The sequence below is a fragment of the Rhizobium sp. 007 genome (assembly GCF_015353075.1).
Classification (GTDB): Bacteria; Pseudomonadota; Alphaproteobacteria; order Rhizobiales; family Rhizobiaceae; genus Rhizobium.
In genome coordinates this window covers 253,901-275,646 of the sequence record NZ_CP064191.1, presented here as the reverse complement: position 1 = coordinate 275,646, position 21,746 = coordinate 253,901, and the positions used below count along the sequence as shown (strand labels likewise).

General features: G+C 58.4%; 18 protein-coding genes and 3 pseudogenes. 4 read left to right on the top strand and 17 right to left on the bottom strand.

The annotated features are described in order from the left end of the window. Positions 1-16: 16 nt before the first annotated feature. The 5 genes from ISN39_RS35235 to ISN39_RS35215 form a co-directional block, all read right to left on the bottom strand. A complete protein-coding gene (locus tag ISN39_RS35235) occupies positions 17-850 on the bottom strand; it encodes a carbohydrate ABC transporter permease (RefSeq protein WP_194732514.1) in 834 nt (277 codons plus the stop codon). Further along, a complete protein-coding gene (locus ISN39_RS35230) occupies positions 847-1,797 on the bottom strand; it encodes a sugar ABC transporter permease (protein ID WP_194732513.1) in 951 nt (316 codons plus the stop codon). Before ISN39_RS35230 ends, ISN39_RS35235 begins: the two co-directional genes overlap by 4 nt. A gap of 1 nt (position 1,798) precedes the next feature. Next, on the bottom strand, positions 1,799-2,947 hold the full coding sequence (locus tag ISN39_RS35225) for an ABC transporter ATP-binding protein (RefSeq protein ID WP_194732512.1): 1,149 nt from the start codon (positions 2,945-2,947) through the stop codon (positions 1,799-1,801). Between the two features lie 73 nt (positions 2,948-3,020). Further along, entirely contained in the window at positions 3,021-3,845 is an 825-nt protein-coding gene (locus ISN39_RS35220; protein WP_194732511.1) for a MurR/RpiR family transcriptional regulator, read from the bottom strand. A 368-nt stretch (positions 3,846-4,213) separates the two neighbouring features. Beyond that, on the bottom strand, positions 4,214-4,408 hold the full coding sequence (locus ISN39_RS35215) for a hypothetical protein (protein ID WP_194732510.1): 195 nt from the start codon (positions 4,406-4,408) through the stop codon (positions 4,214-4,216). A gap of 455 nt (positions 4,409-4,863) precedes the next feature. Between ISN39_RS35215 and ISN39_RS35210 the strand changes: the two genes are divergently transcribed. The 4 genes and pseudogenes from ISN39_RS35210 to ISN39_RS35195 all read left to right on the top strand — a co-directional run bounded on the left by ISN39_RS35210 (position 4,864) and on the right by ISN39_RS35195 (position 9,187). Beyond that, complete coding sequence (locus ISN39_RS35210) at positions 4,864-5,775, top strand: DMT family transporter (RefSeq protein ID WP_246763626.1); 912 nt, start codon at positions 4,864-4,866, stop codon at positions 5,773-5,775. 3 nt (positions 5,776-5,778) lie between these two features. Further along, positions 5,779-7,743, top strand: coding sequence for an argininosuccinate synthase-related protein (locus tag ISN39_RS35205; RefSeq protein ID WP_194732509.1), 1,965 nt, complete (start codon positions 5,779-5,781; stop codon positions 7,741-7,743). A 252-nt stretch (positions 7,744-7,995) separates the two neighbouring features. Then, positions 7,996-8,195: pseudogene (locus tag ISN39_RS37500) on the top strand (D-amino acid dehydrogenase); the annotation flags it as partial. 518 nt (positions 8,196-8,713) lie between these two features. After that, positions 8,714-9,187: an aldehyde dehydrogenase family protein gene (locus tag ISN39_RS35195; protein ID WP_194732507.1), complete on the top strand. Its 474-nt coding sequence runs from the start codon at positions 8,714-8,716 to the stop codon at positions 9,185-9,187. Here the strand turns inward: ISN39_RS35195 and ISN39_RS35190 are convergent. The 12 genes and pseudogenes from ISN39_RS35190 to ISN39_RS35135 form a co-directional block, all read right to left on the bottom strand. Further along, positions 9,169-9,442: pseudogene (locus tag ISN39_RS35190) on the bottom strand (transposase); the annotation flags it as partial. The gene ISN39_RS35195 and the pseudogene ISN39_RS35190 sit on opposite strands and share 19 nt — an antisense overlap. 305 nt (positions 9,443-9,747) lie before the next feature. Further along, positions 9,748-11,103, bottom strand: coding sequence for a Glu/Leu/Phe/Val dehydrogenase (locus tag ISN39_RS35185; protein ID WP_246763641.1), 1,356 nt, complete (start codon positions 11,101-11,103; stop codon positions 9,748-9,750). Positions 11,104-11,465: 362 nt separating this feature from the next. After that, positions 11,466-11,963 carry a UPF0262 family protein gene (locus ISN39_RS35180; protein WP_194732505.1) on the bottom strand — a complete coding sequence of 166 codons (498 nt, stop codon included), beginning with the start codon at positions 11,961-11,963 and terminating at the stop codon, positions 11,466-11,468. Positions 11,964-11,979: 16 nt separating this feature from the next. After that, on the bottom strand, positions 11,980-13,161 hold the full coding sequence (locus tag ISN39_RS35175; protein WP_194732504.1) for an acetyl-CoA C-acetyltransferase: 1,182 nt from the start codon (positions 13,159-13,161) through the stop codon (positions 11,980-11,982). A 62-nt stretch (positions 13,162-13,223) separates the two neighbouring features. Next, entirely contained in the window at positions 13,224-13,853 is a 630-nt protein-coding gene (locus ISN39_RS35170) for a 3-oxoacid CoA-transferase subunit B (protein WP_194732503.1), read from the bottom strand. Positions 13,854-13,866: 13 nt separating this feature from the next. Beyond that, the gene (locus tag ISN39_RS35165) at positions 13,867-14,565 is read right to left on the bottom strand and encodes a CoA transferase subunit A (protein ID WP_194732502.1); all 699 of its coding nucleotides are present in this window, start codon (positions 14,563-14,565) and stop codon (positions 13,867-13,869) included. 83 nt (positions 14,566-14,648) lie between these two features. Further along, positions 14,649-16,058, bottom strand: coding sequence for an aldehyde dehydrogenase family protein (locus ISN39_RS35160; protein WP_194732501.1), 1,410 nt, complete (start codon positions 16,056-16,058; stop codon positions 14,649-14,651). A 162-nt stretch (positions 16,059-16,220) separates the two neighbouring features. After that, on the bottom strand, positions 16,221-17,624 hold the full coding sequence (locus ISN39_RS35155) for an aspartate aminotransferase family protein (protein WP_194732500.1): 1,404 nt from the start codon (positions 17,622-17,624) through the stop codon (positions 16,221-16,223). A gap of 469 nt (positions 17,625-18,093) precedes the next feature. Continuing rightward, a pseudogene (locus ISN39_RS35150) lies at positions 18,094-18,741 on the bottom strand (transposase); the annotation flags it as partial. A gap of 174 nt (positions 18,742-18,915) precedes the next feature. Further along, complete coding sequence (locus ISN39_RS37495; protein WP_246763625.1) at positions 18,916-19,110, bottom strand: hypothetical protein; 195 nt, start codon at positions 19,108-19,110, stop codon at positions 18,916-18,918. 108 nt (positions 19,111-19,218) lie between these two features. Next, a complete protein-coding gene (locus ISN39_RS35140; protein ID WP_194732499.1) occupies positions 19,219-19,902 on the bottom strand; it encodes a hypothetical protein in 684 nt (227 codons plus the stop codon). A gap of 318 nt (positions 19,903-20,220) precedes the next feature. Beyond that, complete coding sequence (locus ISN39_RS35135) at positions 20,221-21,660, bottom strand: amidase (RefSeq protein WP_194732498.1); 1,440 nt, start codon at positions 21,658-21,660, stop codon at positions 20,221-20,223. Positions 21,661-21,746 lie beyond the last annotated feature (86 nt).

Genomic DNA, 21,746 nt, shown 5'->3' with positions numbered 1-21,746 from the left:
GGGTTGGAAAACGGAGCTAGTGTCGGCCGAGCACCAGGCCCCGGATGAAGTGCTTCTGCATGAGAAGAAAAAGAGCGACCAAGGGCGCCGTCACGAGGACGCCCCCGGCCATCAGTGCACCGACATTTCCCGTCCCCTCGCCCGCCTGCCGGAAATAGGCAATGCCGAGCGAAGGCATCATCATGTCGGGGTTTGTCGTCACCACCAGCGGCCAATAGAGATCATTCCAATGGGCCACGATGGAGAAAATCGAGAAGGAGGCGACCGCCGGCCACGCCGCGGGCAGCATGATCCGCCAGGCGATCGAAAGCTCCCTGAAGCCATCAAGCCGCGCAGCATCGAGCACCTCGTCGGGATAGGTGACGAAGAACTGTCGGAAGAGGAAGATGGCAAAAACCGAGATGCTCCAGGGCAGAATCAAAGCTGCATAGCTGTCGAGCAGGCCGGATTTGGCGAGCGCGATGTAGATCGGGATGGTCGGTATCTGAACGGGCACCAGAAGTCCGAGAAGGACGGCCCCAAGTAGAATTGGGCGACCGGGAAAAGACAGCTTGGCAAGCGCATAGCCGCAAGGAATGGCAACCGCGATCTGGAGCACAAGAATTGCAAGGCAGACAACAATGCCGTTTCCCATGAACCGCAGAAGCGGAATGGCGGAGAGCGCGTTGCCATAATTCTCGATTGCGCCGTCAACCGTCGGGATCGGCAGAAGGCTGCCGCCGAAGATCTCGCTCTGCGGCGTCAGCGAGGCAAGCAGCATCCACAGAAACGGCAAGACCATGATGATCGCGCCGGTCATAAGCACGGCATGCGAGGCAAGGCGTGAGGCGGAAGACTGCGCCAGGATCATGACCGGCCTCCTTCGTTCTTCCAGCGCGCCTGGCGCTCGGAGACGCGCATCTGGACGAGCGACAGGACGGTCACGAAGGCGAAGAAGGAAACGGCAATCGCCGACGCATATCCCACCCGGAAAAACCGGAAGCCTTCTTCATAGAATGTGTAGAGAATGACGGACGTGGACTTCATCGGCCCGCCCCCTGTGAGAACAGCGACCGTTTCGAACACCGAAAACGCGCGGATGATTGTCATCACCGTGACGAACAGCGTCACCGGCGCCAGCATCGGCCAGGTCACGAGCAGGAAGCGTTTCAATCCCCTGTCCGCCCCATCGATCGCCGCCGCTTCGTAAAGCTCTTCCGGAATGGTCGAAAGTCCGGCCAGGAAGAGGATCATGTTGAAACCCACCAACTGCCAGACGCCGATTGCCGCAAGCGCATAGATGGCCGTTGCCGGATCGGACAGGAACCTGACGGGAGATGCGCCCAAAAGCAGCAGCAGTGAGTTTGCGAAACCGAGACTAGGATGCAGGATCGCTTCCCACGCGGTTGCAAGAGCCACCAGGGTCGCTGCCACGGGCAGGAAGTAGGCGGTCCGATAGACCGCCGCGAACCGCGATTGGGCGATCAGGAGAGCGACCAAAAGCCCCCACCCGATAGAGGAAGGCACGACCACAAGCACGTAAAGCGCCGTGTTGCGCAGGCTCTGCGCAAAGCCGGGATCGGTCAGCATGCGGGTGTAGTTGGCGAGCCCGACGAACCGAGCCCCAGCCAAACCAAGGGACGCGTCCGTGAAGGACAGAAAGAAGACGAGAATGGCGGGGCCGATCACAAGAGCGGCAATCAACAACGTCGCCGGCAAGGCCAGAATGACCCCCGCGCGCGGGCACGCGCGTAGCGGATCGTTGGTTGAAGCGTTGTCAGCCAAGGAACTGATCGGAATGTCGTTCACCACGGCCATATCAAGCTGCCCTGCTGCGGTCGCGACGCTGGCGCGACCCGCTGGAGGGGAAGAACCATGCCTTTTCCGAATCGATGCTCAGTCCGAGGGTCTCCCCGCCTCGCATTGAGTGAGCGCGTTCAGCCGCGATCCGGACGACGAACTGCGCACCCACCTCAGCATCGGCAAAGACGTAAGCGTCGGTCCCAGAGTACTCGATGCGTGCGACCTGAACCGGCAGCGCGCCCGGCTGGTCCGCGCTTACCAGGGACGCATGTTCCGGCCGGAAAGCCAGCGTGCCGGGTTCCCGGTACCCGAGTGCATCGCGAATGATGAGCCTGCTGTTGCCGATCATCAGCCCGCCCCCGATCGGTGCGGTCACCGCCAGTTCGTTCAGGAATGGCTGAGCCAGGAACCGGGCAACATCGAGATCGATGGGATCGCGATAAAGAGCGGCGGGCGCCGCCACTTGGCGGATCTCGCCGCCGAACATGACGGCGACCCGGTCCGAAAGCGCTGCTGCCTCGGCCTGGTCATGGGTCACGAACAACGTCGTCGTTCCCATTTCCTTGTGCAGCCGGGCGATCTCGCCGCGCGTATGGATGCGCAGCGCTGCATCCAGGTTTGCCAACGGTTCATCCATCAGGAAGATCTTCGGCTTGCGCACCATGGCGCGACCCAAAGCCACGCGCTGTCGCTGTCCACCCGAGAGTGCGGCCGGCCGGCGGTCGAGCAGCGCGTCAAGCTTGAGCAACGCTGAGGTCTGCCGGACCCGCTCTTCGATCGAGCGTTTGCGCTGGATGGCTCCGGGCATCCGAGCGCCGATAACCGGAAGACGTTCCAAGCTAGTCAGTTCGCGCATGACCAGGGGGGCTGCGATATTTTCATAGACGCTCAGATGCGGATAAAGCGCGTAGCTCTGGAACACGAAGGCCAAGTCGCGATCCTTAGGCGCAACGGTGTCCAATCCCCTACCCCCTGCACGCACATGACCGCGATCCGCGCGCTCCAATCCCGCTATGATGCGAAGAAGCGTGGATTTGCCGCAGCCGGACGGCCCAAGCAACGTCACAAATTCCCCTGGGGCTACCCTTAGCGAGACGCCGCGGAGCACATCCGTCACATCATAGCGCTTGCTGATCTTGTCGATGTGGAGGTCCAAAGCTGCCATTCCGAGATCCTTTCGGTTGGCGGCAGCTTTAGTGGTGTTTTATTTCATATTGATGACAAAATGGAGTTTAGTTTCATTTTTCGACCAATTCCTCCATCGCCTTTCCCAGCGCCAGCATCACGCTTTCGATCACGAAGATCTTGCCGACCATCGGGGTCAGCGTGCCGCCGATCGGGCGGTCGTGAAGGCCCGACGCCTGCAGGGTAAAGTTCGCCGCCTCGCCAAGCGGGCTGCGAGAGCGGTTGGTGATGGCAACGGTCACGGCCCCCGCCGAGCGGGCGCCCTTGAGAAATTGCACGGTATCAACAGACAGACCGGAGATCGAGAAGCCGATCGCCACGCATCCCGGGCCAAGTCCGTTGGCGACTTCATGAGCCATATTGGAATTTCTGAACGCCACCGCCGTAAGTCCAACCCGCAAGAGCCTGTAGGCCAGCAGTTCAGCCGTCACACCCGACATCCCCGCCCCGTAGAGGTCGATCCTTCGGCTTGCCGCAAGTGCGGCGGCGACCTTCGTAAGCGTTTCGGGATCGGCATTGCTGTGTGCGATGCCGAGGTTTTGCGCCATGGTGTCATGCAGCGTTTTCAGCGCGCCGTCCGCATTTTCAGAACCAACTGAAGGCATTCCCGGACGGCCGATCTCTGCGGCTAGCGCCAGTTTGAAATCCCGAAATCCGGAAAAGCCTATCTGCCGGCAAAGCCGCAATATGCTTGCTTCGCCGCTGCCGGCGAATTCGCCCAACTCGGCGACCGAGTGGTGCAGCACCTTTTCAGGATTTTCCAGGATGTACTTGGCGATGCGAGCAAGCGCATTCGGCAGTAGGTCGATGTCCTCCTGCAAGCGAACCAGGATGCTTTCGTGCCGTGCCGCTGTTGGTGCCGATGACTTGATGTTCATTGCCAAAATAGCGTCCCTTTAATTTCGAATAGGAAACAACAGTCGCTCTGCATGCAACCGACTATGTCAGGACAGATATCATAGTCGCACCTAAAAAATTCCGCGCAGCAGATTCTGCCCCCGCCGGAACCCGGATAGGAACATGTCGAGGCTCGGTAACATAGTCCCGAAAGAAATTCGGGCCGCCGAGAAGCGGGCATCACGAGGACCCGCGGTCAATCGCCTGCGTGATGCGCTCGCGGAAAGCTGTCTCACCGAATTGACGGGATCGGCGCTGTGGGCTTCTCGTTGTACCCCGCCGTTCACCGCAAGGGCGCTTCCGGATGGTCGGAGAGTTGAGGAAAAATGATCGCCGGCATATCCGATGATCAACGGCTATTTAACTGAAAGGCGGTCAACGAAAAAGGGCGAAGCCGTGTTTCAATCAGGTGGATGAACGATCCGGGGCCGCAGTCGGAAACCATTTTGATAATTGCAGCCATCGGCTCGTTGGCGGCGGCCGCACTCATTGTCGGATTTCTGACAACGTCGGACACGAAATAATTTTCTCGGATAACGATCATGTTGTTTCTAAAGGGCCTTTCAGTCTGGCCCGGCCCTTGCTTGGCTAGTCACAACTACCATTCGCCGCGAATAAAAAGGGAGTACTCAATGAACAGGCTCGCTGAAAAGGCAGTCGCCACCGTCGGATCTCGTCGACAATGCTTACCGCTCTTGGGTCCCACGGTGGCTGCGACAAGATACTCGATTATCCCGCCGCTTTGGGAAGCCAGAGGCTGCGGCATCGTTGCTTTCGTCGAGGGCCGGACGGTTCCTGAGTTCATCGGCGAGTTCCCGCACCGTCTGTCGGGCGATCTTGCGCATCCGCCCACGCGCCTGCCCCGTCCTCACAGTTCCGATCTCCCTCCAACCAAGGACAGCAATACGTTTTGGCAAAAGTGACGTCCCCGACGGCCTGGCGTCGGCCCGCCTCGCACCAGCACGGGGTAGCTCGTCCATCAACAAAGGATTCTGGATCGTGGATGGTTTCGTAAAGCCTTCAAAACCTATCAGGAGGTCATGGACATCTTTCTCATGGGCTGACTTGGCCCTCGTGGGTGTCGCTTTCGTGTGGGGCGCTAGCTATCCTGTCGCGAAGTGCGCGCTATTCTATGCGCCAGCTTTGATCCTCATTCTTTACCGCTTCCTGATTACAACGGTGTTCATGGCAGTCGTGGCAAGACGTGAGATTGCAACGATGTCATGGGGCGATCGCCTCCGCGGGTTGGCAATGGGGACGGTAGTGTTTTCAGTTTTTATTGCCGAAACTTACGGTGTCGCATCAACAAGCGCCACAAACACGGCCCTGATTATTTCGCTTAGCTTGATCTTCACGCCCATCCTTGACTATGGGCTGTCAGGACGGCCTCCTCCCGCGGGCGTACTGGCGAGCGCTGCCCTATCAAGTATCGGTGTCGGCTTTTTGACTGGGGGGATCGGCGCGTTCAATCGCGGTGACGCGCTTGTGCTGGGCGCTGCCGTTCTGCGAGCGGTTTTGATAGTGTTGAGCAAACGCGTTCTGGACGGTCGGCAGGTTTCGTCAGCAGCATTCACGGCCATCCAGGGATCGGCGGTGGCACTACTCACTTTCGTCGTGGCGTTCGCTCAGTTCGGGATTTCCGGGCTTATTGTGAAGGGAAACCTGCAGTTCTGGGGCGCTGTTGCCTTTCTTTCGCTCTTCTGCACGATCGTCGCTTTCTACGTCCAAAACGCCGCGATCAGAAAATCCACTCCGACACGGGCCAGCTTCCTGATGGGAACCGAACCGCTTTTCGGCTTGGTCCTCGCTCACCTGCTCCTGACGGAACCTTTGGCCGCAATAAGCTTGATAGGTGCAGCCCTCATCCTCGCCGGAACCTCTGCCGGCATCTTTTTTGAGAAAAGGACCTGACAAATGAGCCCCGTCTCAGCTTTGACCATACCATCCACCGGAATTTCGAGTTTCGAAGATCTGGACGCTTGGCCGGATCGAGAAGCACCAGTCACGACCATGTTCAGCGGGGGCCTCGACAGCACTTACCTTCTCTATATGCTGCAAAGGCTTGGCTTTGCAAACATTGAAGCTGTCGCAGCGAATGTCGGAACGTCCATCGACAAGCCTTTGCTTGAACAGACGGCAGCGAGGTTCGGCGCGCGCTTTGTCTATCGCGAAGGACGGAAAGCTTTGGTCGAACAAGGCGTGAAACCCGCCATTCGGGCCCACGCCAAATACCTTGGCAACTACCCCTTAAGCAGTTCCTTGAGCCGACCCGTCATTGCCTCGTTGATTGTTGACCATGCAACATCAATCGGGTCACGGCTGCTTCTTCATACAGCAAACCTTTCGCAAAACAGTCTTCCGCGCCTTAACAATAGTATTAAGCGCTCGGGATTTTCCGGTAGCTTCGGCAGTCCGTACGAACGCTCGGTGATTTCCAGACAGCAGAAGGCCGCCGCCCTCTCGAAGTTCGGGCTAACCTTTGTCACGGACCGCAAGTGGAGCGGGGACGAAAACCTCTGGTGCCGGGAATTCGAGTCTGGCCCTTTGGATGATCCCGAGAACTTTTCCATCCCGGAAGAGGCATTTGATTGGACGCGCAATATTGCGGCAGAACAGCCGGTAGAGGTCAAACTCGGGTTCATCGACGGAAATCTCGTGTCAATTGATGACCGTGATGTCGCACTGATCGACGCAATCCCGCTCCTGAATAAGACAGTTGGTAAATTCGGACATGGCCGCTTTGTCGGGCTTGAACACATCTCAACCGGTGAAAAAGTTCTCGAAGTCCGCGAGGCCCCTGCCGCAGCCATTGTCATGGACGCGCTACGGCACCTCGAAACCGCTTCCCTTGGCGTCGAATCGATCATCTTAAAGCAAAGCCTCGAACAAGCTTGGGCTCAGGAGGCGGTTTCAGGCGCATGGGGCAGTACTGTTCATAAGATGTGCGAACAGGCAATAGTGTCAGCACTCGATGGTGTCAGCGGAAGCGTCACCTACATCATCGACGATAGGCGCTTTTTACCTCGGTCCATCATCGCCAGCACGCCGAAATACATCAGGGACCGCGACATTTGGGAAAAGCAAGTCGCGCGCAAAGAAACAAGCATCACCCACGCCACTTTAACAAAGCTGGAGACACGCATGCTGAAAAAGAACCCATCCCATTACTACAGGCAAGAATGCGCTGATCATCTGGTGGCCAATGGATGGTGGTTTTCGAAAGGTAATCGCACCAAGGCTGGCTTCGGGATCGAAATTGATGCCGACTGGAAGGACTTTGCTGATCACTGGAGCCGACTTCTTCTTGATGAATATATGCGTGACGGCGGGACCTATCGCTACCGGCGCTATAGTGCGTTTGAATGTGACGTAGCCGACAGAATTTTTAGGCTCCTTCCCCGTGCCCCCTACGAGCAATCGAAAGCAGTCAACTACTTAAATGGCGGCTTCAAGCGGTACTTCGAACCCCTTGAACAATCCTTTATCGACCATCCGGTCCTAAATAAGATTCTGACAGGCTTTTGCAGAATTCTATCGGATGCCACTCGACATGATCGTTGGAATATCAAGCTCCATCCCTATCGGATTGTAGCGCGGGACGGGGTTAACGGCGAACCAGCACCGGAGGGCCTCCACCAGGACGGGGTGGATATCATCGTTTCTTATATGATCGGGCGGGTCAATGTCACCGGCGGTGTGAGTACGGTTAAAGATGCCTCGAAGCAGTTCCTCGGCGACGTCGAGATGAACCTGCCGAATGATTTTTTGATCTGCAACGACCGCACGAGGTTTCACGATGTATCGTCGGTTGTGATCGAAAATCCTAAGATGCCGTTCGCATATCGTGATGTCCTCGTCATTGCCTTCGAGAAAATATGAAACATTCATTGAATCTGGCGTATCGCGACCATCGAAATAGGAACGTGCTTAACGCAAAGGCGGGCCGTGCAAACGCGGGCGAAATTTCCTTCGGCTATTGCTCGTCTTGGGCCGCGCCCGGCATCCCTCTAAAAGCGATGAAATGGCTGTTCATGGAGCACGCGCCGTTGATTTTGTGCCCAAAATCAACGGCGTCATGGTGTCCTGCCCAGTGAAGAGTGCTCTAGACCTGCACCTCGGGGTACCTCCCTCTGGTCTGGCCTCAGGCCGATGACGCTGGATGGCACGCCGGTGACTGGTTCGACGAGGATTGCCGGCTTGTTCTGAGCACCGGGCACGGCACGCTTGACTGGACAATAAGTTCCGGCCCGGCCTGTGGGCTTGCCGATCTCGTTTCCGGCCGCAAGCGGGAGATCAATGACACCGGCCCATCAATCAGCCGCTCCACTTGAACCCCTACGAGTTAATCATCTATGGAGAACTAAGCTTTGATCGGACAAGTATCAACACTGATGCTCCTGGTGCAGTTGACCTCCATTCCCAGTTAAGGTTGGCGATCTGCTTTCGGTCCGCGCAATTGCCGATCTATTCTGCCACCGGTGAGTTCGAAGAATGCTGTGGAGCAGGCCGAAAGTGCCTCAAAATCTAGCCGCGGTCGCCAATGCTGCCGGGCAGCAAGCTGTCGAAGACAGAGACGACACCCGTAATTCTCACCGACCTCAGCAACTGTGGAGAAGTCAGTGCTATCTATGCCGGCTTCATTGCGTATATTGCGCGCGCTTGTAATGAAGTGAAGGCTTTGCCGAAACACGCGAAAGACGAGCTCGAGGCGGTCACCGCTGTCAGCTAACGGGCACGAGCGGCAAGTTGCCTACATTGGAACGAGCAAAGATCAGCGCATCGATCCGGCTTTCCCGCATACACGTTACGAAGTTTATAAACCATAATACAAACGTTTGAGGAACTCGAGATGACCCTGACGCCATCGCTAACAAGACATCTCAAAAATCCAGAGCGGTTTCTCCATCTCACCTCTGAGTCACGCGCGAATACGGCTGCAAAGCGTTTTTCAGTCGTGAACCCTTCCACCGGTGACCTCCTCGCGGAGGTTCCGGATATGGCGCCTGAGGACGTTTCCAAAGCCATCGACAAAGCGCATGCCGCACAAGAGCATTGGGCCGGTCTCACCGCCCGCGAGCGCTCCGACATCTTATGGAGATGGCACGGGTCTATCCTCGAGCACAGCGATGATCTTGCAGCGATTTTGATCGCCGAAATGGGAAAGCCTCTCGCGGAGGCAAAATCCGTCGGGGGACGTGAAGGGCTGGCCTTGATTTGGGTTGAGCAATGCCGTTGCTTGATTGGCGTCGACCTCTGGCCAAGCAAGTCTCGGCAGAGGTCGGTGCGCTGCCGGCGATGGGTATTGGCGAGAAAGCCGAAGTGACGCATTCGGTGAAAGCCGTCGGGTAGTACGTGGGAGAAAAAAGCGCCGGATAAACTCGTGCGGTTCAACGCGCAAGATCTTCTCGCAGTCATGTCCTGGCGTCGATAATCCTTCCATCGGAAGTCGACATGCTCGTCATCGACGGATACGATACGACTGTTGGATGGCCACACGACGCGTATATCGGCCGAGATAGGCGAGCACCTGGTCCGGCCCGCCGAAAGGCGGTTTGGCGTAGACTTCGATCGCGCCCATGACACGTCGTTCGCTGCGGCCAACATGACCGACGTGATCACGGTGGTAGGCACTCCTGCGAATCAATGCCGCCCATGCAGGATTTAATATGCCAACTATTGACCGAGCAGAGGCAGCGCTCGTCGAGGCCGTTCAACGAGACATGGTGACACGCGGCCCGATTTGAAGTGGTTTGCGTTGGCGCATCCTCCCAAATTCACAGCCGGTGAACTGGCGTATGCAAGCCGACATTCTCGACCATCTTCGATTTTGCAGAAGCCGAAGGCTAGCGGGCTCCTCCCACAGCCTTCGACCCTGTCGTGTGATCAGATTCCAATTGCCTCATATGCATCAGCGATTTGTCGAATGGAGGCAACGCAAGCAGCCGTCCTGTAGTCGCCCAGTTCCGGCTGCGTATCAAGAAGATCGGCAATGCGTGTCCAGGTGCTGCGCATGACGTCCTCAAGGCCGGATCGGACGAGATCGATCTCGGCTCCACCTTCAAGGAATTCGTCGCGGATATCCTCGGGAAATGGCTTGCCGGTCATCCGCTCGAGCGCTGTCGCAATGGTTTGGTTGCGCCGTTCACGCCGCCGTCTTTCCATTAGCCCGAAGGGAATGTGTGTCAGGTTCTTCACCCACTCGAAATAGCTGACAATCACCCCGCCGGCATTGACGTAGAGATCGGGAAGGATGATTACACCTCGGGAGCGCAATATCTGATCCGCCTCGAAGGTGACCGGCCCATTTGCAGCTTCCACGATGAGATGCGCTTTGATGCGGCCCGCGTTTTTCACGTGGATGGCGTTCTCCATCGCCGCAGGGATGAGGACATCGCAGGGCTGCTCGATGCCGGTCATATCGCCGGCGAATGACTTGGCGCCGGCAAAGCCCAGAATGCTGCCCGTGCAGATCTGGTGCTGCTTGAGCGCTTCGATGTTCAGACCTTCCGGATGGGCGACATAACCGTCCCGTTCTGCGACGATAGTCACGCGCGCACCGTCTTGCTCTGAGAGGAACTTGGCGGCGTGATAGCCGACGTTGCCAAACCCCTGAAGGATGACGGAGGCATCCTTGAGATCACGCCGGCCGCCCAGGCCGGCAGTGCGGGGATCCCGGAGATAGCTCTGGACAGCGAACTGCACGCCTCGGCCTGTTGCTTCCGTGCGTCCGGCAATGCCGCCCTTCGACAAGGGCTTACCGGTGACGCAAGCGCGCGCGTTGACCAAATCGGTGGGATTGGCACGACGGAACTCGTCCATCATCCAGGCCATTTCCTGTTCACCTGTGCCGATATCGGGGGCGGGAACGTTGACACCCGGGCCGATCAAGCCACGTTTGTAGAGTTCCTGCGTGAACCGCCGGGTGATGCGCTCGAGCTCCTGCGTTGTCCATTCGCGTGGATCAATCTTCAGCGCGCCTTTCGAGCCACCGAACGGCACGTTGACCAGCGAGCACTTAAGCGTCATCAGGGCAGCGAGCGCTTCCACCTCTTCAGCATCGGCATTTGGCGCAAAGCGAATCCCGCCTTTCACCGGCTCGCAATGCTCGCTGTGGACCGAGCGCCAACCGATAAAGCTGTACATGCGCCCGCGCAGCCTGACGCCGAAGCGGACCGTGTAGGTCGAGTTGCACTGTATGATCCGCTCGGTCAGGCCCTCCGGCAGATCGAGGAAGGTCATGGCATGGCGGAAGTTCTGGTCGACGCTTTCCAGGAAACCTAGGGAACTAGCCTGCATCACTCACCTCTTGCTGCTCGGAGAGCGCTGCTTCCATGGATGCATTCATTAGCGCGGTCCGGCCTTTCGAACGTGCGCTCGGCTGTCAGTGGGGCATTCGCTTCACCATGAAGCGCTCGCGGTATTTCTGAACACAATTTTGGGTCCTCCTTCGTGCTGATGTGGTGTTTTGCTGATGCATCGTCGCCCGTGCAGCGGTTGCCGCCAATGTCTCTGACGCAGAGTTTTCTATGGCTGCACCTGTGCCCTGCGTTCAATCGGCCGCTCACATTCCCCGCCTCTTGCGTGCCAAGTTGCATGTCGTCTCAGCTCAACAGCATTGGATAGGTGGCATTCTGCGCAAGCAGAGCGTAAATCAACGTGAACAGCCGACGAGCGGTGTCCTTGTCGACGTGCACTTTCGCTGAGAGTCGCTCTCTCAGTAGCTCAGCAGCCTCGTCATGGATGCCACGCCGGCCCATGTCGATTGCTTGAAGCCTTTCAGGACCAGAACGACCGATAGCGTCGTAGTAGCTTTCGCAAATGCGGGTGTAGTCTTTGAGCAGTCGGCGGAAAGGTGCGAGCGAGAGATAGTGACACACGATATGCGCCCCCTTATCGTCGGCGATATGCAGCGCCAAGCGTCCGTCCACCATTTCGATCCGAAGACGATAAGGGCCGCCGTCATGTCCGACTGGGATGAACGTGTTGCTTTCCAGGAGGTCGACAACCGCGAGCGCTTGTTCACGCTCAATGCGCTCGTCTCGGCCACCGAAAGAACGGTCAAGCGAAACCTCGCAGAGGCGGAACTCGACGGCAGTCATGACACTGCCCTCCCCCTCACATCGCTTCCACGCACATGGCGACGCCCATGCCCCCGCCGATGCACAACGTCGCAATGCCCTTGGAACGGCCGCAGCGCTTCATTTCGAACAGCAGCGTGTTGAGAACGCGGGCGCCCGACGCGCCGATCGGGTGACCGATGGCGATGGCGCCGCCGTTGACGTTGACGATGAATGGATCCCAGCCGAGATCCTTGTTAACGGCGCAGGCCTGGGCGGCAAAGGCCTCGTTCGCTTCGACGAGGTCGAGATCGCTGACAGACCAGCTGGCTTTCGCTAGCGCCTTACGCGATGCCGGAATCGGGCCTGTGCCCATGACCTGCGGCTCGACGCCGGCCGTTGCCCAGGAGACGATGCGCGCGAGCGGCTGAATGCCGCGCTTGGCGGCCTGCGCCTCGGTCATCAGCAGGGTGGCAGCAGCACCGTCATTGAGACCCGATGCATTGCCGGCGGTCACAGTTCCTTCCTTGTCAAAGGCCGGACGCAGCTTGGTCATCTGGTCGAGCGTTGCGCCATGGCGGATATATTCGTCCTGGTCGACGATGACGTCGCCCTTGCGGCCCTTGACGACGAACGGAACGATCTCGTCAGTGAAACGGCCCGCCTTCTGCGCGGCCTCGGCCTTGTTCTGCGACGCGAGCGCGAACTGGTCCTGCTCCTCGCGGGTCAGCTGCCACTGACGGGCGACATTCTCGGCGGTGATGCCCATGTGGTAGCCGTAAAAGGCGTCCGTCAGGCCGTCCTTGATCATCGTGTCGATCATCTTGAAGTCGCCCATCTTCACACTGCCACGCAGGTGCGAGCAGTGCGGCGCCATCGACATCGACTCCATGCCGCCGGCGATGATGATTTCTGCATCGCTGAATGCGATCTGCTGCATGCCGAGCGCGACTGCGCGCAGGCCCGAGCCGCAGAGCTGGTTCATGCCCCAGGCGGTCTTTTCTGGCGGAATGCCCGCCTTCATCGCGGTCTGGCGCGCCGGGTTCTGGCCTTCACCTGCTTGCAGCACCTGCCCGAGGATCACTTCATCGACCTCGCTCGCCTCGACGCCGGCGCGTTCGAGCACCGCCTCGATGACGGCGGTCCCAAGCTCGTGAGCCGGCGTGTTAGCGAACGCGCCATTGAAGGACCCGACGGCGGTACGGGCGGCACTGGCGATGACGATGCATGGGGTGCTCATAACGGCTCCTTCCGCTGTTCTTTGGATCTAGTGGGCTTTGGTCTGTGTTCGACCAATCTCTATCAATTGACGATCGTTGCTTCCGTTGCCTTGCGCAATTCGCTGTCGGTCACGCCGTCGGCAAGTTCCACCAGCCTCAAACCACCTTCGACGACGTCGAGGACGCCAAAGTTCGTGATGATCCGGTCGACAACGCCTTGGCCGGTCAAGGGCAGCGTGCAGGCCTTCAGCACCTTGGATTCGCCTGCCTTGTTGGTGTGGTCCATGACCACGACCACCCGCTTAACACCGGCCACCAGATCCATCGCCCCGCCCATACCCTTTACGAGCTTGCCGGGGATCATCCAATTGGCGAGGTCGCCGTTTTCCGCCACCTCCATCGCGCCGAGGATCGCCATGGCGATCTTGCCGCCGCGGATCATCGCGAAGCTTTGTGCAGAGTCGAAGAAGGCCGAATGCGGCAGTGCCGTCACCGTCTGCTTGCCGGCGTTGATGAGATCGGCGTCGATCTCGTCTTCGGTCGGGAATTGGCCGATGCCGAGCAGGCCATTCTCCGACTGCAGTGTCACGTGGACACCCTCGGGGATGTGGTTGGCCACCAGTGTTGGGATGCCGATGCCGAGATTGACATACGTGCCGTCGTCGAGTTCACGCGCAGCCCGCGCGGCCATCTGGTTTCTGTCCCAAGCCATTTGTTCCCTCCCCTCAAGCTGCAGCGCGCGTGGTGCGCTGTTCAATGCGTTTCTCGTGTTCGCCTTGGATTAGGCGATGCACATAGATTCCAGGCAGGTGGATTTGATCAGGATCGAGGCCGCCAACAGGTACGATCTCCTCGACCTCGGCAACGCAGATCTTGCCGCAGGTGGCGGCTGGCGGGTTGAAGTTGCGGGCCGTCTTGCGGAAGACGAGATTGCCGGAGGTGTCCGCCTTCCAGGCTTTGACGATCGCGAGATCCGCGACGATGCCGGTCTCAAGCACATAAGTCTCGCCGCCGAAAGTCTTTTGCTCCTTGCCCTCGGCAACGACCGTGCCAACGCCGGTCTTGGTATAGAAGCCGGCAATGCCGGCGCCGCCCGCGCGCATGCGTTCGGCCAGCGTCCCCTGGGGATTGAACTCCAGTTCCAACTCGCCGCTGAGATACTGCCGCATGAACTCGGCGTTTTCACCGACATAGGAAGATATCATCTTCTTGATCTGCTTGGTCTTCAGGAGTACGCCGAGACCGAAATCGTCGACGCCGCAATTGTTCGATGCAATCGTCAGGTCCTTGGTTCCGGCCTTGCGGATTGCATCGATCAACAGCTCCGAAATGCCGCAGAGGCCAAACCCACCAGCCGCTATGAACATCCCGTCGAACAGCAGGCCGTCGAGAGCTGCCTGCGGGTTCTCGTATGTCTTATTCATAATCTCCCCTCAAATTATGCGGTTCACGGGATGTCGGCCGGCGCATCTGGATTTGCTGCCGAACCAGCTCATCGGACCGAGCTTCACCCGCGATTAATGCAGATGACCTTTGGCTGGGTCATATCCTCGTAGGCGAAGCGCACGCCTTCGCGGCCCATGCTGCCGTATTTGAAGCCGCCGAACGGCATGGCGTCGAAGCGATAGTCGGAGGAGTCGTTGATCATCACCCCACCCGCTTCGATCCGGTTAGCCGCCTCAAGCGCAACGTTGAGATCCTTGGTGAAGATGCCGGCATGCAGGCTGTAATCCAGATCATTGGCCATCTCGATCGCCTCATCGAGGGTGTCGAACGGCGCAAGCATGACCACGGGCGCGAACACTTCCTCATGCCACAGCCGGCAGGTCAGCGGCGTGCCTTCGAGTACCGTCGGGTGATACAGGGATCCCTCGCGACGGTGGCCGCAGAGCAACCTGGCACCTTCCTCGATAGCTTCGTTGACGGCGGCTTCGGTGCGTTCCGCCACCTGTTTGGAGATCATCGGGCCGACGTCGGTGTCCTCCTGCATCGGATCGCCGGCCTTGAGCTTGGACGTCGCGGCAACAAGGGCATCGCGGAAGCGGTCGTAGAGCTCCGCCTGGATCAGGATGCGCTGCGCGCCGATGCAGTTTTGGCCGGCCGCCCAGAAGGCTCCGGAGACGGAAGCCTCGACCGCCTTGTTGAAGTCGCAGTCGTTCATGACGAGAACGGGCGCATTGCCGCCGAGTTCCATGGCGAGCTTCTTCAGGCCAGCCGCGCGGCTGATCGCCTCGGCGGTGACAAATCCGCCGGTAAATGAGACCATGCGCACCTCGCGTGCAGCGACCATCGCAGTCACCAGCTCTCTGTCACCGTAAACGACGGTAATGACCTCCTGAGGCAGGCCGGCTTCGCGCAGCGCTTCGACCAGCTTGATCGCGGAAAAGGGAGTGAGGTTCGACGGTTTGAGCAGCACGGAATTGCCGCCAGCGATAGCCGGGCCGAGCTTATGAGCAACAAGGTTCAGCGGATCGTTGTATGGGGTGATGGCCGTGATGATGCCGAGGGGTTCGCGGGTGAACCAGCCTTGGCGTTGTTCCGATCCGGTATAGGCATCGAAGGGCACGATCTCACCGGCGTTGCGCTTTGCTTCTTCCGCTGAAAGCTTCAGCGTGTTGACGCAGCGAAGCACTTCCTTGCGCGCCTGGACAATCGTCTTTCCGGCTTCGCGGACGATGGTCTCGGCTAAAGCGTCGCGACGGCTATCGACGATCCGTGCGGCGCCCTCCAGGATGCTCGCGCGTTCGTGCCTGGCCAGATTGCGTGAGACCTCGGCGCCGCGGCGAGCGGTTTCCAGGAGACGATTGATCTCCGAAGGATCGGTTGCATCGACCGATCCAAGCAGCGACCCATCATAAGGGCTATGAACAGAGATCGGCGCCAGGCTGGTCGTGATATGGAGTTTGGCGGCAGTCATGTGGCCAGCTTTCCTATTCCTGATGAACCTCCTGTCTGGAGGCCGAGTTTGACCTGCAAGGCAAAGCTTACGCTCCTGCCCCGTTTCGGCTTTTTGATGCAGTCGTTAATGGCAAGCTATGGCGGCCCAGCATCACCGGCCGCCATGGCTTAAGTTTCCCGATCAGACCTTCTGGCCGTCGCGAACCAGTTCGTCCATCACAGAGCGCACCGCCTTCTCGGCAATCGAGACGATCTCGTCGATCTCTTCCCTTGTGGTGACCAGCGGCGGAGCAAAGCCGAGGATGTCGCCATGCGGCATGGCGCGGGCAATCAGGCCGAGGTCTCGGGCGGCCTTGGACACGCGTGCCCCGACCTTCAGAGACGGATCAAAACGCGTCTTGGCTTCACGGTTGCCGACGAATTCGATTGCACCCATCAGACCGACACCACGCACTTCACCGACGATCGGCAGCTGGGCGAACTTCTCCTTGAGCTGCGCCTGGAAATAGTCGCCGACTTCGCGGGCATTGCCGGGCAGGTTTTCCTGCTCGACGATGTCGAGAACTGCGTTGGCAGCGGCCGCTCCGATCGGATGTCCGGAATAGGTATAGCCGTGCGAGAACGCGCCGACCTTGTCGGCGCCGTCTTCCAGCACCTGATAAACCTTCTCGCCGACGATCGCGGCCGACAGCGGGAAGTAGGCAGAGGTCAGGCCCTTGGCGACGGTGATCAGGTCCGGTTCGATGCCATAATGCTGCGAGCCAAACATTGAGCCGGTGCGGCCAAATCCTGTGATGACTTCGTCGGCAATCAACAGCACGTCGTGCTTCTTGAGAACGGGCTGGATGGCCTCCCAATAACCTTCCGGTGGCGGCGTAATGCCACCGGTGCCAAGGACCGGTTCAGCAATGAAACCGCCGACATTGTCGGGACCAAGTTGTTCGATCAACTGATCGAGCTCGGCAGCCCGACGGACGGAGAATCCCCGTTCGGTTTCGCCAGGGTTTGCGCCCCAGAAATGATGCGGCACGCCGGTATGGGTGATCTGCGGTAGCGGCAGGTCCATGTGGTCGTGATAGAAGCTCATGCCGGTCATCGAGCCGGAGACGACGCTGCAGCCGTGATAACCGCGGTCGCGCGAGACGATCTTCTTCTTGGTCGACTTGCCGCGGAGGTTGTTGTAGTACCAGACGAGCTTGGCGTGAGTCTCGTTGGCGTCCGAACCGGACATGCCGTAGAACACCTTGCTCATCTTGCCCGGCGCCATCTTCACCAATCGGTCCGACAGGATCGCAAGCTCGTCCGTCGTGTGCGCCGCATACGAATGGTAGTAGGCCAGACGATAAGCCTGACGCGAGATCGCCTCCGCGATCTCCGTCCGACCGTAGCCCACATTGACGCAGTAAAGACCGGCAAAGCCGTCGATCAACTGATGGCCATGCGCATCCTGAATGCGGATGCCCTTTCCGGTCTCGACGATGGTCGGCTCGCCAAGCTTGCCGCTGGCAAAATCCTTCAGCTGCGTGAACGGATGCAGGACGCTGTTGCGGTCCTTCTCGCTGATATCTTTGATGTTGATGGTCATAAGCAAACTCCTGCAACCGATTGTCGTTTCTCAAAGATACGAGCAAAGACGAGAATGATTGCGGCGTTTGCTCCCCCGCGAGGAGCGGGGCCCTGCGTAGTTCCCCCGAATAACGCAGGAATTCTCCGACAGCGCGCGATTGCCTCAGCTTTTATTACATCGATCGCAATGAGCATCTCTTCGCGGCCAACTGCCAAAAACTCACCGTACCTAACGCTTCCTGTTTTGCAGGTTGCCTATTTGCTCGCCAAGCCGAGTTCACCCCCTCGGTATGCGGCGTCTCCGCCCCATTGATTTTGTGGTTGCAACGGTGATGTCGATCGGAAGTCCTGTGAGCTCGTCGGGGAACCCCGGACGAGCTCATTGTGAGGCGCTGGTCCGTTGCGCATGGGCCCAGCGTATGAGGGCCGTCGATGTCTTTGGCGAGGTGGCCATTGGCGAGGCTGATGAAAAGGTCGCGCAGGTAGGCACGGACAGCCCGGCGATGATCGAGATCACAACCGCGGATGCTGTCCTCGATCTTGTAGAGGGCGGCGATGCGCAACAACGCCTCGTCGACGATGGGCGAATCCTTCTTTGGCTTGGCCTTGATCAGCTTTCTGCGGCCATGTGCCCAGCAGAAGGCCAGCCTCAACGGATCGCCACCCGAGCGCTTTGGCGTGGCGAGGTGAGAATAGCCGCCATAGGCGTCAACTTGGACGCCCGTTCGACCCTTGGAGCACGCATATTTCGGGCGGATCGTGACGATCACCTGGTAGCGTGCCGGAATCTAGTCGAGCCGTTCCGTTCGATCTTCGCCGATCCGAACCACGTCGCCGCAACCACATGGGCAAGCAATGCTGTCGGGCTCGATCACCCGCTCGACCCGCGGCAGGTTCTCAGGCAGCGCGCGCGCCTTCCGTCCTTTGCGAGGTACGGCCTTTTCGAGGTCAACTGCGCTTCCCGCAATCTTTTCCTCGACGACGGCAATCTGGGCATGTGTTTCGGCAATCGCCGTCTCAAGTTCTTCCAGCGCCAGTTCCATCTGTGCCGGATCGAGCTTTTCCGATTTCGGCCCAAACTTCGTGCGGCGATAGTCCTGGACCTGGCCCTCAAGCTTCTCGATCAGTTCCTTCAGTGGGGATCCTGATGGCCACAGCGGAAGTCCACCGCCCGCGTCGCGATCAGGATCGGTGATCGTTGGCCCGCGACGATCATGCCGTCCCTCGCATCGCGCGCACCAAGACTACAGCCCGATCAACCGGCACATCGCCGGGCACCCTCATCACAAGGTCTGCGCCTGTTTCTACCGTCACGATCTGCGAAGCGGCCTCACCGGCTCCGGGTTCGGCAAAGCATCGGTAACCGTCTTCGGCTCGGTCGTAATCGCCAGTGGCACAAAGGCGCGTTCGATAGGCCCGTCCGCAAAGGCCGGCACGGCCGTGATCAGTTCAGCAGGCAGCGCCAGAAGACCTGACGCGCCTGCCGTCGCCAATCCGATTAGCACCGCGACAGCTAACCACCTAGTACTCGAGATGCAATCGGCACATCGATTTCCCTCTGGGCACGCACCCCGCATTGGGATAACTTTAGAGGCGAGGAAAGACCCCCGCACCTAACTTACGCCCGCCATAAGAAGACCTGCGTTGTGCGCCGCATCATAAACCGGCAGCCCCGTCGCTCTTCGGATTCGAGGCGAGACACGCACGAATACCGTACATTCGCAAAGAATCGCCGCTACATTCTCATGTTTTTGAACGCGAGCAATGATATCGTCAGTATCAGCCAAGACGTCCTCGACATTGATTTCGCCTTTCTCGGCCCACATGTAATCGTATGTTGCTGTGTCCTCGAGCCCTTCGAAAATCAACCTTGATGGATCAGTAATAGAGAGCGCAGCCCAAATTTCCGCATCTATGCAGCGCGAATCCGCAGTCAGTACTGATATCTTCTTGTCCGGGGGGACGATGGATAGAAGGGCTGGCAGTAGGAGTAGGCTAGAAGTAGACACTGGTATTGATACAGCCGATGCGATAGCCTTCTGATACCGCACAGTAAAGCCACAATCACAAGTAATCGCAGCAGCTCCGTTTCGTTCAAGCTCTTTGGCGCCTTTCACATACTCACTCTCGCAATCAGGATCGCCTGAGACAACATTGTTTGCCCAAGCTCCGGGAATTTGCTTCGAGATGGGAGGAGACGCATAGCGGCTCGGATGGCCAATGCCGTAACCAAAATCGGGATGCTGGCCAATGTAGCGGCCGTCGTTCGACAGGGACAAAACTCCTATTGTCGCCATGAGTTGCTTCCTTTGTGCAGTTCTTGACTAAGATGCTTTCTTATAACAGCCATCGACCAGACTTTGTGCGATCTAACCCTTGAAATTACGGCCTTAGCTGTAAGAGGTTGCGCATTTTTCTCCAGGTTGATTTGCTCGAGTGGAAATGCCTGCGCTTCATTGTAGTGACGTGGTGATTTAATCTGCACTTCCCACATGGCGGTGGAGAAGCGCACGAACCTTGGACGGAACCCTTCTAAGGTCAGTGCCCGCTTGAAGAAAAATAGCTGTCGTATTCGACGAACGTTGGATCCGATGTCATTCAGGGGCATCCGCAGATCAATGCTGTTGGCCAGCCCAAACTCTCGGGTGCCGGTCTCTCCAGGGCCTCGCCTCCTCCAGATCCCGTGCGACGCGAACCAGCGTCGCCTCGTCGCCGAAACGGGCAACTATTTGAAGCCCGATAGGCATGCCGTTGGAACTTTGTCCCAACGGCAAAGATACTGCCGGATGTCCCGTAACATTGAGCACTCCAAGATATTGATAAAGCGCGGCATCCGCTTCCATGAATTCTTCTGCGGAGAGCGTTGGGTTGGTCGTGCAGTAAATGGTGCCATGTGGTAGAGCCACAGTTGGCATGGTGGGCGTTAGCAGTATGTCGTACGGTTCGACCGCCTCAGCTACGCGCACCCGCATCCTTCGCATGAGCTCTTGTACGTCCCCCGTCAGAAACGGTGATGCCCTTCGGCCATATTCATAAATCTTTAAATTAATGGGTTCCACGGTATCCGCACTAATGGTCCGCCCCATTGCCTGGGCCGTTTCACCAAGTAGATGCGCGCTGCGGGCTGAACCTGCGAGGAATATTCTTGAATATTCTGCAGATTCGTAAGGTGGCTCCATTTCGGTGACCCTGTGCCCCATTTCCTCGAGCAGAGTCGCCGCAGAATCGACGACCTCAAGCACTTCCGGCTCCAGATCCACGGCACCCCACTTGGTCCTGGCAATTCCAACCCTTAGAACGCCTGTCGGCTGTGAAAGTTCTTCGCGATAGGAATGCTTCGGCTGGGTGATGATGAACGGATCACCAGGATAGTGACCGGAAAAAACATCGAGCGCGGCGGCCATGTCACGGACGGTCCGACAGAGAACAAACTCCCGACTACGGCCAGATGATGCGTCTTGGTTGTTTGGGCCGCCGGAAACGCGTCCGCGAGATGGATTCAAGCCGACAAGACCGCACCAGGATGCCGGGATACGAATTGATCCGCCGCCGTCGCTACTGTGTGCGATTGGTGTAATGCCGGCAGCAACAGCAGCCGCGGATCCCGAGGACGATCCACCTGCAGACCGATCTAAATCCCACGGATTGCCAGTGACTCCATTTAAAATCGATTGGCTCATGCCTGACGTCCCGAATTCAGGCATTGTTGTTCTTCCGAGGGTTCTGAGCCCCGCCTCCCGCGCGCGGCGAAAAAAATGACTTTCTGTGTTAGGTCGGTAGCCCTTAAACAGACGGCTTGCCTTTTCTTGAAGGCGACCAGCCTCACTTGCTCCCGTGTCTTTCCGAAGAAATGGCACGCCGGCAAAAATACCGTCGTTCGCACCGACGACAGACTCGGCATCTTCATAGAATTCGATGACAGCGTTTGCCCGAGGATTCACCTCATCGTGCGCTTCTCGGGCTAAGAGTGTTAGTTCCAACGGTGTGATTTCACCCGCTTTCACGAGAGACGCCAAACCGGTAGCATCGTGCTGCACATATTCATCAATCCTCACCGCGACTGTCCTCTCTTTACGAATGTCTCAGATGCCCAAATTAAACTGAGGCCAGTGTGATGAGTCGCAGGTTTCACCATAGATTG

What these genes read in the sequence shown, in the direction of transcription:
- ISN39_RS35165 (WP_194732502.1), bottom strand. Translation starts at nt 14,565, where the DNA reads ATGAATAAGACATACGAGAACCCGCAGGCAGCTCTCGACGGCCTGCTG.
- ISN39_RS35195 (WP_194732507.1), top strand. Translation starts at nt 8,714, where the DNA reads ATGACCCTGACGCCATCGCTAACAAGACATCTCAAAAATCCAGAGCGG.
- ISN39_RS35170 (WP_194732503.1), bottom strand. Translation starts at nt 13,853, where the DNA reads ATGGCTTGGGACAGAAACCAGATGGCCGCGCGGGCTGCGCGTGAACTC.
- ISN39_RS35215 (WP_194732510.1), bottom strand. Translation starts at nt 4,408, where the DNA reads ATGATCGTTATCCGAGAAAATTATTTCGTGTCCGACGTTGTCAGAAAT.
- ISN39_RS35155 (WP_194732500.1), bottom strand. Translation starts at nt 17,624, where the DNA reads ATGACCATCAACATCAAAGATATCAGCGAGAAGGACCGCAACAGCGTC.
- ISN39_RS35160 (WP_194732501.1), bottom strand. Translation starts at nt 16,058, where the DNA reads ATGACTGCCGCCAAACTCCATATCACGACCAGCCTGGCGCCGATCTCT.
- ISN39_RS35185 (WP_246763641.1), bottom strand. Translation starts at nt 11,103, where the DNA reads ATGACCTTCCTCGATCTGCCGGAGGGCCTGACCGAGCGGATCATACAG.
- ISN39_RS35205 (WP_194732509.1), top strand. Translation starts at nt 5,779, where the DNA reads ATGAGCCCCGTCTCAGCTTTGACCATACCATCCACCGGAATTTCGAGT.
- ISN39_RS35140 (WP_194732499.1), bottom strand. Translation starts at nt 19,902, where the DNA reads ATGGCGACAATAGGAGTTTTGTCCCTGTCGAACGACGGCCGCTACATT.
- ISN39_RS35180 (WP_194732505.1), bottom strand. Translation starts at nt 11,963, where the DNA reads ATGACTGCCGTCGAGTTCCGCCTCTGCGAGGTTTCGCTTGACCGTTCT.
- ISN39_RS35220 (WP_194732511.1), bottom strand. Translation starts at nt 3,845, where the DNA reads ATGAACATCAAGTCATCGGCACCAACAGCGGCACGGCACGAAAGCATC.
- ISN39_RS35225 (WP_194732512.1), bottom strand. Translation starts at nt 2,947, where the DNA reads ATGGCAGCTTTGGACCTCCACATCGACAAGATCAGCAAGCGCTATGAT.
- ISN39_RS35235 (WP_194732514.1), bottom strand. Translation starts at nt 850, where the DNA reads ATGATCCTGGCGCAGTCTTCCGCCTCACGCCTTGCCTCGCATGCCGTG.
- ISN39_RS35175 (WP_194732504.1), bottom strand. Translation starts at nt 13,161, where the DNA reads ATGAGCACCCCATGCATCGTCATCGCCAGTGCCGCCCGTACCGCCGTC.
- ISN39_RS35230 (WP_194732513.1), bottom strand. Translation starts at nt 1,797, where the DNA reads ATGGCCGTGGTGAACGACATTCCGATCAGTTCCTTGGCTGACAACGCT.